A 14,887-nucleotide genomic window follows, 5' to 3' on the forward strand; every position below is an offset into this window, starting at 1 on the left:
TATTCTGATAACTTCCTAAAGTTACAGATAGTGATGCTCTAAATAGCCATCCCAAAAGGATGGCTATTTTTTTATATATTCGCTGTTATAACACTTGGTTATGCTGAGAATAACCTTATAATACATCTTGATTGTTAACTAGATTTTATAAAACGTAGCAAGGCAAATTAAATGCAAGAAAGCGTGATGAAAGCGTGGTGGGATTCCTCGCACATGGCAGGTGCCAACGCTGCCTATGTTGAAGAGTTGTATGAAACTTATTTAGAAGACCCGCAAAGTGTCTCTGAAAATTGGCGACAAATCTTCGATAACCTCCCCAAAGTCGATGGCGTAGAGTTAGAAACCAATCATACAACAATTAAAAATCAATTTAGGCAACTTGCTGCGTTAGGGCCAACCGCCCGCATGTCTAGTCCGTCTGTGCCTTCTGCAAATGTTTCAGACGACAGGCAAGTTAAAGTTCTTCAGTTAATCAATGCGTTCCGCTTCCGCGGTCATCAGCACGCAAACCTTGACCCGCTAGGTCTATGGAAACAAGAGCGTGTACGCGACTTAGAACTTTCTCACCACAGCCTTTCTGAGCAAGATTTCGATTCAGTATTCAATGTAGGTTCGTATGCCATTGGCAAAGATTCAATGCCATTGGGTGAACTGTTTAAATCGTTAAACCGCACATACTGTGGCTCTATCGGTGCAGAGTACATGCATATTACCGATACTGAACAGAAACGCTGGTTGCAACAAAAAATTGAATCTGTTCAAGCAAAGCCTGAAATTTCTCGCGACGAAAAGCTAGGAATTCTTAAAGGCCTTACTGCGGCTGACGGAATGGAAAAGTACTTGGGTTCTAAATTCCCAGGGGCAAAGCGTTTCTCTCTAGAAGGCGGCGATGCACTTATTCCTATGCTGAAAGGTTTAATCACCAAGGCTGGCACTGCAGGTACCAAAGAAGTGGTTATCGGCATGGCTCACCGTGGTCGTTTGAACGTGCTAGTTAACGTATTGGGTAAAAACCCATCGGTGCTGTTTGATGAATTTTCAGGTAAGCACGACGACTCACTAGGCGCGGGTGACGTGAAATACCACGCAGGTTTCTCGTCTGACTTCGCGACTCCAGGCGGCAATGTTCACTTAGCACTAGCGTTTAACCCGTCTCACCTTGAGATTGTAAACCCTGTAGTTATGGGGTCTGTACGTGCACGTCTTGCGCGTCGCAATGATGACACGAATACAGTACTGCCTATCACTATTCACGGTGACTCGGCAATTGCTGGTCAGGGTGTAGTACAAGAAACCTTCAACATGTCGCAAACTCGCGGCTTTGCTGTAGGTGGTACGGTTCGTATTGTGGTAAATAACCAAGTTGGTTTCACCACATCGAAGACTGAAGATACCCGTTCAACGCAATATTGTACTGACATCGCGAAGATGGTACAGGCACCGATTTTCCATGTGAACTCAGACGATCCAGAAGCGGTTGCCTTTGTTACGCAGCTTGCGCTTGAATACCGCAATAAGTTTAAGAAAGACGTTGTAATTGATTTAGTTTGTTACCGTCGTCATGGTCACAACGAAGCGGATGAGCCAAACGCCACGCAGCCGTTGATGTACCAAAAAATTAAGAAGCACCCGGTTCCACGTGTTCTTTATGCTGACCAGTTAATAGCTGAAGGTGTGATTGAACAACGTGACGCAGACCGCTATCTTGAAGAATATCGTGAAGCGCTCGACCACGGCGCGTGCGTTGTTGAAGAGTGGCGTCCAATGACAGAGCACAGCGTTGACTGGTCTCCATATCTTGGTCACGACTGGGATACGCCTTACGATGGTTCGCTTTCAGTTGAGAAGCTCAAAGAGCTAGGTGAGTCAATCACTACTATTCCTGAAGAGCACAAGCTTCAGTCTCGCGTAAACAAGCTTTACCAAGACCGTAAAGCGATGGTTGCTGGCGAGAAAATGCTTGATTGGGGCATGGCTGAAAACTTGGCCTATGCAACTATCGTTGATGCCGGCGAAGATATTCGTATTACCGGTCAGGATTCAGGCCGTGGTACTTTCTTCCACCGTCACGCGGTATTGCACAATCAAAAAGATGCGTCGACATATATGCCACTACAGCATATTCGTGAAGGACAGGGCGAGATCGAAATCTACGACTCTGTGCTTTCAGAAGAAGCGGTTATGGCATTTGAGTATGGTTATGCGACAGCGGAGCCTACGTGTCTGACTATTTGGGAAGCCCAGTTTGGTGACTTCGCTAACGGCGCTCAGGTTGTATTTGATCAGTTCTTGAGCTCAGGTGAAGCGAAGTGGGGTCGTTTGTGTGGCCTAACCGTTTTACTTCCACATGGTTATGAAGGCCAAGGCCCAGAGCATAGTTCTGCGCGTCTTGAACGATTCTTGCAAATGTGTGCTGACCACAACTGGCAAGTGTGTGTACCTTCAACACCCGCTCAGGTTTACAACATGCTTAGACGCCAAGTGGTTCGTCCAATGCGTAAACCACTTATCGTGATGTCACCTAAGTCACTATTACGTCATCCAATGGCTGTATCTTCGTTAGAGGAACTTGCAGAAGGCAAATTCCATAACGTAATTGGCGAAATTGATGATATCGATCCGAAGAATGTGAAGCGTGTTGTTATGTGTTCAGGCAAGGTTTACTACGATTTGTTAGACCAGCGCCGTAAAAATGAGCAAACAGACGTCGCAATCATCCGTTTAGAGCAACTTTATCCATTCCCACAAGAAGAATGCGCTAAAGTTGTGGCACAATACAGCCACGTAAAAGATTGGGTTTGGTGTCAAGAAGAGCCTCAAAACCAAGGCGCTTGGTACTGTAGCCAACACCATTTCTGGCAAGCAATTCCAGATGGTGCAAAATTAACATATGCAGGCCGTGATGCATCCTCGTCACCTGCAGTAGGTTATGTATCCGTTCACAACCAGCAACAGAAAGCCCTGGTTGAAAACGCACTCACAATTAAATAAGGAACAGTAATGACAATTGAGATAAAAGTTCCGGTTCTACCTGAGTCAGTTGCCGATGCCACCATTGCAACCTGGCACGTAAAGGCCGGTGACGCAGTTAAACGAGACCAGAACCTGGTTGATATTGAAACTGATAAAGTGGTTTTAGAAGTTGTGGCGCCAGCGGACGGTACAATTGGTGAGATCCTAAACGAAGAGGGTGCAACTGTTTTAGGCGAGCAAGTTATTGCTAAACTAGAAAAGGGTGGTGCTGCTGCACCAGCTGAAGCTAAAACAGAAAGCAAAGCGAAAGACGATTCTAAATCAGATGCGGCTCCAGCGGCTTCTGGAAAAACATCTGATGTTAAAGTACCAGTACTTCCTGAATCTGTAGCTGACGCGACAATCGCAACGTGGCACGTAGCTGTAGGTGAAGCAGTTTCTCGCGACCAAAACTTGGTTGATATCGAAACTGATAAAGTAGTACTAGAAGTTGTTGCTCCTGCAGACGGTTCTCTTGCTGAAATTATCGCAGAAGAGGGCGCCACCGTAACAGCTGAAGAAGTGATTGCTAAATTTGTAGAAGGTGCAGCAAGCGGCGCTTCTGCTCCAGCAGCGTCAAGCGAAAGCGATGACAGTGACGAGAGCAGCGATGCGCTTAGTCCTTCTGTTCGTCGTTTACTTGCAGAAAAAGGTGTTGACGCAGCTAAAGTGAAAGGCACTGGTAAAAATGGCCGTATCACTAAAGAAGACGTAGAGAAGTACCTTAAAGGCGGCGACAGCTCAGCGAAGGCAGCGCCTGCTGCGTCTGAATCTGTTTCAGCTGACTTACCAACGGGTAATCGTACCGAGAAGCGTGTTCCTATGACGCGTCTTCGCAAGACAATTGCTAACCGTCTTCTTGAAGCGAAGAACTCTACGGCAATGCTAACAACGTTTAACGAAGTAAACATGAAGCCAATCATGGACCTTCGTAAGCAGTATCAAGACAGCTTCGAGAAGCGTCACGGTATTCGCCTTGGTTTCATGTCTTTCTACGTGAAAGCGGTAACCGAAGCCCTTAAGCGTTTCCCTGAAGTTAACGCGTCTATCGACGGTGATGACATTGTTTATCACAACTACTTCGATGTATCGATTGCTGTTTCTACACCACGTGGCCTTGTAACACCAGTACTTAAAGATACTGACACACTAGGCATGGCAGGCGTTGAAAAAGGAATTAAGGAACTAGCACTTAAAGGCCGTGACGGTAAGCTGTCATTGGCTGAACTACAAGGTGGTAATTTCACAATCACCAACGGTGGTGTGTTTGGTTCACTAATGTCTACACCAATCATTAACCCGCCACAGAGCGCTATTTTGGGTATGCATAAAATCCAAGATCGTCCAATGGCAGTTAATGGAAAAGTAGAAATTCTACCAATGATGTACCTAGCGCTTTCTTATGACCACCGTATTATCGATGGTAAAGAATCAGTAGGTTTCTTGGTAACCGTTAAAGAGATGCTAGAAGATCCAACACGTCTACTTCTAGACGTATAAGACTTTCGTCTCACGGAATTGTGGTTAGGCGTTTAGCTTGTGTATGCTTGCTTTGCGCCTAACGCAACGCTGATATTTGCCCTATAATATCAGTCAAACTAATCAAGTCGCATTTGCGGCTTTTGTCTTACTAAAAATCGGATAGAAACACCATGAATTTGCATGAATACCAAGGTAAGCAGCTATTCAAAGAATACGGTTTGCCTGTTTCTGAAGGATACGCAGCAGACACTGCTCAAGGTGCTGTAGAAGCCGCTGACCGAATTGGCGGAAACGAGTGGGTAGTTAAGTGTCAGGTACACGCGGGCGGTCGCGGTAAAGCTGGCGGTGTAAAGCTAGTTAAAAACAAAGACGACATTCGCGCTTTCGCTGAAAACTGGCTTGGCAAAAATTTGGTGACTTTCCAGACTGACGAAAACGGTCAGCCTGTGAGCAAAATCCTAGTTGAATCTTGCACAGATATCGCTAACGAGCTTTACCTTGGTGCAGTAGTTGACCGTACAACCCGTCGCGTTGTATTCATGGCATCTACTGAAGGTGGCGTTGAGATTGAAACTGTTGCAGAAGAAACTCCAGAGAAAATCCTTAAAGCTGAAATCGACCCAATTGTAGGTCCTCAGCCTTATCAAGCGCGCGAAATGGCGTTTGCTCTAGGTCTTTCTGGCGTACAAATCAAGCAATTCACTCAAATCTTCCTTGGCCTAGCTAAGATGTTTGAAGAGCTTGACGTTGCGCTTATCGAAATCAACCCGCTAGTTATCAAAACTGACGGTAACCTACACTGCCTAGACGCGAAAGTAGGTATCGATGGTAACGCGCTATATCGTCAGCCTAAGCTGAAAGATATGCAAGATCCTTCACAAGAAGATGCGCGTGAAGCTCATGCTGCTCAGTGGGAACTAAACTATGTTGCGCTAGACGGTAATGTAGGTTGTATGGTTAACGGTGCAGGCCTAGCAATGGGTACGATGGACATCGTAAACCTACACGGTGGCAAGCCAGCTAACTTCCTAGACGTTGGTGGCGGCGCAACTAAAGAGCGTGTAGCTGAAGCATTCAAAATCATCCTTTCTGATGACAATGTTAAAGCGGTATTGGTTAACATCTTCGGTGGTATCGTTCGCTGTGACATGATTGCAGAAGGTATCATTGGTGCGGTTAAAGAAGTTGGCGTAGAAGTACCTGTAGTTGTACGTCTTGAAGGTACCAATGCAGAGCTTGGCCGTGAAGTTCTAGCGAACTCTGGTCTAGATATCATTGCTGCTGAATCGCTAACTGATGCAGCGCAGAAAGTTGTTGCTGCAGCGGAGGGCAAATAATGTCTGTATTAATTAATAAAGATACTAAAGTAATTTGTCAGGGTTTCACTGGCGGTCAGGGTACTTTCCACTCTGAGCAAGCAATTGCTTACGGTACGCAAATGGTTGGTGGTGTAACACCAGGTAAAGGCGGTACTGAGCACCTAGGTCTTCCAGTATTCAATACTGTACGTGAAGCGGTAGAAGCAACTGGCGCAACTGCAACAGTTATCTATGTTCCAGCACCTTTCTGTAAAGATTCAATTGTTGAAGCTGCAGATGCGGGTATCGAGCTAATCGTATGTATCACTGAAGGTATCCCAACGCTAGACATGCTTTACGTTAAAGAATACGTTGAAGCTAAAGGCGTTCGCATGATTGGTCCAAACTGCCCAGGTGTTATCACTCCTGGAGAGTGTAAGATTGGTATCATGCCTGGTCACATTCACAAGCCTGGTAAAGTAGGTATTGTTTCTCGCTCTGGTACACTTACGTACGAAGCAGTTAAACAAACTACTGACGAAGGTTTCGGCCAGTCTACTTGTGTTGGTATCGGTGGTGACCCAATTCCTGGTTCTAACTTCATTGACATCCTTCAGATGTTCCAAGACGATCCGCAAACTGAAGCTATCGTAATGATCGGTGAGATCGGCGGTACTGCTGAAGAAGAAGCTGCGGCGTTCATCAAAGCGAATGTAACTAAACCTGTTGTTTCTTACATCGCTGGTGTTACTGCTCCTCCAGGCAAGCGTATGGGTCACGCTGGTGCAATCATCGCAGGCGGTAAAGGTACTGCTGATGAGAAGTTCAAAGCACTAGAAGACGCAGGCGTTAAAACTGTTCGTTCACTTGCTGAAATCGGCAAGGCGCTTCGCGAGACTACAGGTTGGTAAGCTAACGCTTAACAATTTTGTGATAAAAGCCCGCTTTAAGCGGGCTTTTTTGTGCGCGCTTATTAACAACTCTGCAGAAATGCATGTAACAAAATTACAACTATCTGCCGTAAAAGCTCCGTATAATCCATATTGTGTTGTTAAATTACATAAAGGCCTGCATATCCTTTGTTAACGGCGTGTTGCACAAATTTTATTGAATACGTATGCAGGCAATTGTGCAAACCCTAGGTCCTCTATAGCATTATGCCGACGAGATGTATTGTCATTTAATTGTCATAAGAACAACAAAAAGACAACAACTATAACCGTATGGGACACCCGTTTTATGAAACAATTTAAACCCAACCTAATTAAAGCTGCGCTTATTTCAGGCGGTATGGCGTTTGGTAGTGCACCAGCATTTGCACAAGATGCAAACACTGATGCTGTTGATGAAGCAAATCTTGAAGTAATTCAAGTTAGCGGTATTCGCGGCAGCTTACAGCGTGCTCAAGCAATCAAAATGGATAACACTTCAATTGTTGAAGCGTTATCAGCAGAAGATATTGGTAAGTTACCAGATACCAGTATTGCAGAATCAATCGCACGTCTTCCTGGTGTAACTGGTGAACGTCGTAACGGTCGTACAAGTGGTATCTCTGTTCGTGGTTTTAACGAGAACTACGTTGGTACGTCACTGAACGGTCGTGAGCTTCTAGGTATGGGTGATAACCGTGGGGTTGAGTTTGACCTTTATCCAACGGAAATCATTTCAAACATTCTGGTATACAAAACACCAGAAGCGGGCATGACTACCCAAAATATCGGTGGTTCAATTGACCTTCAAACGGTTAAGCCTCTAACGGCAGAAAGCACGTTTACCGTAAATGGCACGTTCGAGAAAAATGCTGAAGACTCTCCAAACCCAGATTTTGACAACGACGGTCATCGCATTTCTTTAAACTTTGTCGATCAATTTGCCGACGATACCATTGGTTTAGCGCTAACTGTTGCGAGCATGGAGTCTCCACGTCAGGAGCAACACTTCCGCGGTTGGGGTTACGCCACAGTAAACACTACACCAGAAAACACGTTTGACGATAACGGAAATCCTCTTTGGAACCCTCGTCGTTATGATGGTCAAGACACTGTAGACGTTCCTGATGGTACTGTTGTATTGGGCGGTCACGATTCATTCCAGCGTTCAGCAATGCTAGAACGTGACTCAATTGCCGCTGTAGTCCAGTGGGCGCCTACCGATAAGCTCAATATTCAACTTGATGCGCTTTATATCGATTTTGTTGAAGACGATGTACGCCGTGGTCTTGAAGAAGGCGGTGCAGAGTGGGGTACAAGCGCTTACACAATCACTGGTGTTGAAAACGGTCTGGTAACCAGCGGTTACACTGATGGTTTCTATAGCGTTGTACGTAACGATGCGCGTCGTCAAGAAGCAGACCTAACCACAGTAGGCATTAATGCTGAATACCAAATCAACGACTCTTGGACACTAGAGCTTGATTACTCTACCGGTAAAGTTGAAAAAGAAATTGTCGATGTAGAAAGCTACTCAGGTGTAGGTCGTGCTGGTACTGAAGGCCGTCCAATTACTGCACGTAGCTGGGAAATGACATCTTCTGGAGTAATGTTCTCTGACCACCCAACTATTGCACCAGTTGACCTTACCGACCCAACACTTATTAGCCTTGCTGGTCCGCAAGCATGGGGCGCACGTCCGTTACTTGAGTCTGACGCACAGGATGGTTTCGTAAACCAGCCGCTTTTCGAAGAAGAGCTTGATACCCTTCGTTTCGACGTTAAAGGCTATGTAGATTGGGGTGTGGTAACTGGCCTATCTGCTGGTGTTGTATATTCTGACCGCTCTAAATCTAAAGACAATAACGGTGCTTACCTAACAGCGCCTTCATATCCTGGAAATGCTCCTATTCCTGAAGTGCTAGGCGTAACGAACCTTAACTTTATTGGAATTGACGGCGTGTTAGCGTACGACTCGCTAGGTCTTTTCGAAAGTGGTTATTACATTGAAAGCGATGCAAGCCGCGTTCAAAACGATCGCTTAGGTGATACTTACACCGTTGATGAAGAACTACTTACCCTTTACACCAAACTAGACTTGGAAATGGAAGTTGGCGATATTTGGGTGCGCGGTAACGTAGGCCTTCAAGTAGTAAGTGCAGATCAAGAATCAACAGGTTTTTCTGCAACGTCTGACCGCGAAGGTTACACCATTGCTAGCCCTGTAACAGGTGGCGCAGACTACACAGATGTTCTTCCAACACTTAACCTTTCAGCAGAAGTGGCTGAGGGTCAGTTTGTGCGCTTGGGCTTGAGCAAAGTTATTTCTCGTCCGCGTATGGATGACATGCGTCCAAATACTCAGGTTACGTTCTCGTTCAACGATAACCAAATTACTAGCACTGAAATTGAAAATGGTCCATGGGGTGGTAGTGCTGGTAACCCTGAATTGCGTCCGCTTGAAGCTAACCAGTTTGACTTAGCTTATGAGAACTACTTTGCAGATACAGGTTATGTAGCTGTGTCGTTCTTCTATAAAGACATTAAAAATTGGCACCGCAGCACGTCAATTGTGGCTGATTTCACAGAGTTTTATATTCCTGAGCTACATCAGGGCTCTGAAGGTCAAACTCCTGTATTGTTCACAGGTCAAGTAAGCAGTGTTCTTGATGGTTTCGAAGGCTTTGTTCGCGGTTACGAATTACAAGGTTCACTTCCATTTGACATGATCCATGATTCACTTGAAGGCTTCGGTTTGTTCGCAAGTGCAACCTTTATGGATGGTGAAGTTGACGCGGCTCCGGGGCAAACTGAAACACGTATTCCTGGACTATCAGAAGAGTCTTACAGTATGACTTTCTTCTATGAGAATGCTGGTTTCGAATTCCGTCTTGCGGCAACAAAACGCGATCAGTACCTAACTGAAGAACGTGGTGTTAGTTTGGCGTTAGTTGATGCAACGAAGCAAGGCGGTACGCTTGTTGATGCGCAAATTGGCTATGACTTTAGCGAGTCTGGTATCGAATATCTAGAAGGCCTGCGTGTTACTTTACAAGCACAGAACCTGACCGATGAAGATGATATTCAAGCGTCAGCGGCTGACGGCCGTCAAATCACGCAGTTCCAAACTTATGGAACGAACTACTTGCTAGGATTTAACTACAAGTTCTAATTTCTTCGTGTGTGTAAAGCCACCTGCTGCTTTTTGTTTTAGCTTGTGCTAAAAGAGAGAGCAAATGGTGGCTTTTCTTTTTGTATGAAAGGAACCCTTCAAAATTTTTGGTACGAATTGCGAGAAGTTTATGCAAGATCCTCATAATAAACCGATAAAGCGTGTAGTGATTGCCGGCGGTGGAACGGCAGGTTGGTTAGCTGCTTCATTAATGAAAAAGGTGTTGGGTAAAGCAGTTGATATTACTCTGGTAGAATCTGAAGCGATTGGTACGGTCGGTGTTGGTGAAGCTACCATCCCGCCAATACGCCTAGTAAACCAAGTGTTAGGTATCGACGAAGCACAGTTTCTTCATGATACTAAAGCTACGATAAAACTTGCTATACGGTTCGAAAATTGGAAAACGAAGGGTGAAAGCTACTATCACACCTTTGGTGCGCCGGGAAAAAGCATGGCGTTTTGTCATTTTCATCACTATTGGGTAAAGGCGCGCCAGCAAGGCCTAAAAGACGACCTGTGGGATTTTGACCTAAATTACCATGCCGCTGAAGCGGGACGATTTGCGCAGATAAATGCCAAAGACCCAGTCGTTGAGCTACCTTTCGCCTATCATTTTGACGCCAGTTTATACGCTCAGTATTTACGAAAGCTGAGCGAAAATATGGGGGTTGTACGCAAAGAAGGTAAAATTTCACGTGTTCAACGTTTTACCGACAGCGGTTTTATTCAAGCACTTCACTTAGAAAGTGGGGACGTGGTTGAAGGGGACCTATTTGTTGATTGCACGGGCTTTAAGGGGCTATTGATAGAGGAAGCGCTGGGCGCTGGTTACGACGATTGGTCTCACTTACTTCCTTGTGATAGTGCCATTGCTGTACCGTCTGAGCGACATGAAAAAACCGCGCCTTACACGCGCTCTATTGCCCACGATGCGGGTTGGCAATGGAGGATCCCACTGCAACACAGAAATGGTAATGGCCACGTATATAGTTCACGCTATATCAGTGATGATCAGGCCTGTGACACCTTGTTGTCAAACTTAGATACCAAACCATTGGGTGACCCTAAACTGATAAAGTTTACGACGGGCAGACGACGTAAGCAGTGGTACAAAAACGTAGTAGCAGTAGGTCTATCAAGTGGATTCTTAGAGCCACTTGAATCTACCAGTATTCACCTTATTCAATCTGCAATTGTTCGCTTAATTCAGTTGTTTCCCCACAACGGCTTTGCACCGAGCTTGGAAACGGAATATAACAAGCAGTCTGAATTAGAGTTTGAACAAATCAGAGATTTTCTTGTTTTGCATTACACCGTAAATGAGCGAACCGATAGCGCCTTTTTTAATGACATGCGAAATATTACTTTGCCCGATTCCTTAGCACATAAAATTGCGTTGTTTAAAGAAAGCGGAAATCTGCTACGAGAACAAAATGATCTATTCCTTGAAAGCTCATGGCTACAGGTCTTGTACGGTCAGGGGATTACTCCTAAGGATTATCACGGTTTGGTAAACAGTGTGCCTGAAGTTCAGTTAAATCAAATGTTAACAAGGTTGTTGGAAATCAAAAAAGAGCCCATTGCTAAGTTGCCGACACATGACGAGTATATAAATGGGATGGTTGCAAAGTATAAGCGCGCAATGAGTTGAATAATTTCATATGGTTAGAAGTGCTGCGAACGAACGCATTAGCTAACTAAACAGGTAAAGGATAAAGCAGCCAAAAGGCTGCTTTATTCGTTTTTAAGGATGAATTGTTACAATTATGCTGGTTTTTTGCTGGTAAATTAAAAATATGTTGCGCTGATGTAAATGAATACGTATGCATAGCATTGCTCCCTTTTTATACAAAACAGTAGTATTTGGTGTTGAACCATAAGAGGCATTTTTGGGTGTGGTAGTCCTAAAAGTGTCGATAATAAACAAGGAATGGGACACCAATGAAAACATTCAAACCCAGCACTATCATGGCGGCCTTGATAAGTAGTGGGGTCGCGTTTAGCGCAGCTCCTCTTTATGCCCAAGAGTCACCAGACACCTCAATAGACGAAGTTGAACGACCACAAGAAGATACCCTAGAGCGTATTGAAGTACGTGGTTTTAGTACCAGCTTGATCCAATCACTAAACCAGAAACGCTTCTCCGATACGGTTTCTGAACAAATATCTGCAGACGATTTGGGCGGACTTCCCGATGTGTCGATGGCGGATGCACTGACCCGCTTGCCGGGTATCTCTGCGGTAAGAACCGGGGGGCAAGCCGCGCAGATAAACATTCGTGGTCTATCCGGTGACTTTGTGTTTTCTACATTAAACGGTAGAGAGCAAGTATCGACCAGCGGAAGCCGGGCAATTGAGTTTGATCAGTATCCTTCAGAGCTTATTAGTGAGGCGGCGGTTTATAAATCTCCCAAGGCATCGCTTATTGAGGGGGGTATAGCGGGTACGGTAGAACTTAAAACTGCATCTCCACTTGCCATTGAAGAGCAGCATAAATTCAGCGCCAACATTCGTGGCATGTACAACGATAGAGCGTCAGAGGTGAGTGATGCTACAGAGTATGGACATAGACTGAGTTTCTCATATCAAGGTAAATTCCTTGACGATACGCTAGGTGTATCACTAGGTTATGCTCGTTTATTCCAACCGAGCGTTTCTACTCAATTCATTGGTTTAGCTTATAACGGTCAAGTTGATGTAGACGGACTTGAAGGTGATATAGACGGGCCAGCAGATTGCCCCAATTGTGAACTCATTTCAGAAGGCTTTGAAATGCAGCACAAGGGCGGGGAAGAGACTCGCGATGGTTACGTTGCCGCGTTTGAATGGGCACCTATCGATACCTTTACACTTAAAGCTGATGCTTTTATCTCGAAATTTGACTCCGAAGCCTTTGCCCGTGGATTTCGCGTTAAGCTAGGTGGAATAAACGCTGGTATAACTAATCCTGTAGTAGTAAATAATAGCGTAATTGGCGGCACATTTTCTCGTACAGACAATAGCTTTACCCGTGTTGAGTTGGTAAACGACGACAATCAAGATTTCGACAGTGTCACCAACTTAGGCGTGAATGCTAGCTGGGAAATATCGCCAGATTTAGCAGTTCAGTTTGACGTTTCCCGCTCAAGTGCAGAAAGCGACTTTAGAAACGGCTTACTGTGGTCGCTTGTTGGCGAAGATGCGACAGCGGCAAACCCCGTGTTCGACGAAAACGTCCAAATTTCTTATTTGCTCAACGGACTAAACTTACCTGATATCGGTTTTAATCAAAGTGATGCTTTTACAGACTTAGACCGTGTAATGGTAAGTAAATACGGTATTTATCCGTATGAAAACAAAGATGAGTTAGACGCCTATCGCGTAGACTTCCAATATTATGTCGATGTGCCAATCATTTCTGGCTTTGAATTTGGCTATCGTTACTCAGACCGGGAATATAACAATGACCGCTCTGTGTTTGAATACGGAAACGATAGTGCATTCTCAGTAAGCGAACCGCCACTTCAGTTAACTTCTGATATGGTCGAAGAGGTTAATTGGAGCGGTGATTTTGGTTATTTTCCAAGTTATCTTTCCGTTGATCTAGACAGTGCACTTAATGCTTGGTTTCCAAGCGGTAGGCCACAGCCTGTTCAAACGTGGGGACCAGGCGCTGCCGGCGTTATCAATGGTCCAGGTACCGGGCCTGCTACTGCGTGGACGCTACAAGAAAGTGGCGATGTATTTGAAACTGTGAATTCTGCCTACTTGATGGCAAACATTAATACAGAAATTGGCAGTATCCCTGTTACAGGTAATGTTGGTGTTCGTTACGTTAAAAGTAAACAAAGTTCAACGACGCTACAGCGTGCTACTCAGTTAATTGAAGACCTTGAGACCGGAACATCGGTTGAAGTTAGTGACCCTACGGCTGGTGCACAAAACATTACCGACGACGTAGGGTTAATTAATAACTTTTATCGCCCAGCGTTGATAAGTCACGAATATTCTGACGTTTTGCCTTCAATTAACCTGAACTTCAAACTTACAGATGACACGCAACTTCGTGTAGCTGCTGCAAAAGTGATGGGCAGAGCGCCAATAAACCGTTTTGCCGCAAATGCGTCAACCACTATTGAAACGGTTACCGCTTTCCAAGACAGAGATTCGGGTGAAATTACGCTTTCCAACCCTACGGCAAGGGTTAGCGGTAGCGCCCGTAACAGCCCTTATTTAGAACCATTCTATGCAACTCAATACGACGTTTCGTGGGAGTATTATTTCTCAGATACGGAAGGTGCATTAGTTGTTGCTGGCTTTTATAAAGACATTGAATCGTTCGTAGAAGACATCGAAATAGAGCCTTATGATTTTGAAGCAAACGGCATTGTAATTCCTGATAACGTAAGTGTGCCGGTTTACTTGACGCCAGAGTTTGCAGGACAGGAAGCCGAACTAGCGCTCGATGAAAATGGCGACCCTATCTTTATTACCGTTCCTACTGAAAATGGAAGCTACAGCACAGCGGTAAATAATGCCGAAGGTGGCTATATTCGCGGTTTAGAAATCGCCTATACGCAAATTTATAGCATGCTGCCTGGCATGTGGTCAGGCTTAGGCGTTAGCGCAAGTTACTCTTACACCGAAAGTGAAATTCAACGCACGCTAGGTGATGACGTGTATGCCGCTAACTTACCAGGTCTTTCTGAAAACGTTGCTACGCTAACCGTGTTTTGGGAATACGAAGGTTTTGAAACTCGCTTGTCTAGCCGATATCGCGACGCATTTGTTTCGCAGCAAGTAGCGGTAAACGATCAGGTGGTTAATTTTGATGAAGAATTGGTTATTGATTACCAAGCGTCGTACGAGATTAACGACAATTGGAGCGTACTATTTCAAGTTAACAACCTAACAGACGAGCCAACGAAGAGCTATTTCTCATCAGAAGAGCAAACCGGCACTATCCAATACTTTGGTACGCAATATTACCTAGGGATGACATATCAACTATGAAA

Annotated in this window: 7 protein-coding genes; all 7 read left to right on the forward strand. The window is 45.0% G+C overall.

Features of this window, described 5'->3' with window-relative positions; translation table 11 throughout:
* The first annotated feature begins 171 nt into the window (after positions 1–171).
* Positions 172–2,991 (forward strand): 2-oxoglutarate dehydrogenase E1 component, encoded by a 2,820-nt coding sequence (gene sucA / locus BIZ39_RS06340; protein WP_014949448.1) that lies wholly within the window; start codon positions 172–174, stop codon positions 2,989–2,991.
* Positions 2,992–3,000: 9 nt separating this feature from the next.
* Complete coding sequence (gene odhB / locus BIZ39_RS06345) at positions 3,001–4,512, forward strand: 2-oxoglutarate dehydrogenase complex dihydrolipoyllysine-residue succinyltransferase (protein ID WP_014949449.1); 1,512 nt, start codon at positions 3,001–3,003, stop codon at positions 4,510–4,512.
* 152 nt (positions 4,513–4,664) lie between these two features.
* Entirely contained in the window at positions 4,665–5,831 is a 1,167-nt protein-coding gene (gene sucC / locus BIZ39_RS06350) for an ADP-forming succinate--CoA ligase subunit beta (protein WP_014949450.1), read from the forward strand.
* The gene (gene sucD, locus BIZ39_RS06355; RefSeq protein WP_012518366.1) at positions 5,831–6,703 is read left to right on the forward strand and encodes a succinate--CoA ligase subunit alpha; all 873 of its coding nucleotides are present in this window, start codon (positions 5,831–5,833) and stop codon (positions 6,701–6,703) included. The genes sucC and sucD overlap by 1 nt, the downstream gene beginning before the upstream one ends.
* 328 nt (positions 6,704–7,031) lie before the next feature.
* A complete protein-coding gene (locus BIZ39_RS06360) occupies positions 7,032–9,893 on the forward strand; it encodes a TonB-dependent receptor (RefSeq protein WP_187446618.1) in 2,862 nt (953 codons plus the stop codon).
* Positions 9,894–10,023: 130 nt separating this feature from the next.
* Positions 10,024–11,544, forward strand: a complete 1,521-nt coding sequence (locus BIZ39_RS06365; protein ID WP_014949452.1) for a tryptophan halogenase family protein — start codon at positions 10,024–10,026, stop codon at positions 11,542–11,544.
* Between the two features lie 290 nt (positions 11,545–11,834).
* A complete protein-coding gene (locus tag BIZ39_RS06370; RefSeq protein WP_187446619.1) occupies positions 11,835–14,885 on the forward strand; it encodes a TonB-dependent receptor in 3,051 nt (1,016 codons plus the stop codon).
* Positions 14,886–14,887: the final 2 nt, after the last annotated feature.

The sequence above is a fragment of the Alteromonas sp. BZK5 genome (genome assembly GCF_014349115.1).
Taxonomy (GTDB): domain Bacteria; phylum Pseudomonadota; class Gammaproteobacteria; order Enterobacterales; family Alteromonadaceae; genus Alteromonas; species Alteromonas macleodii.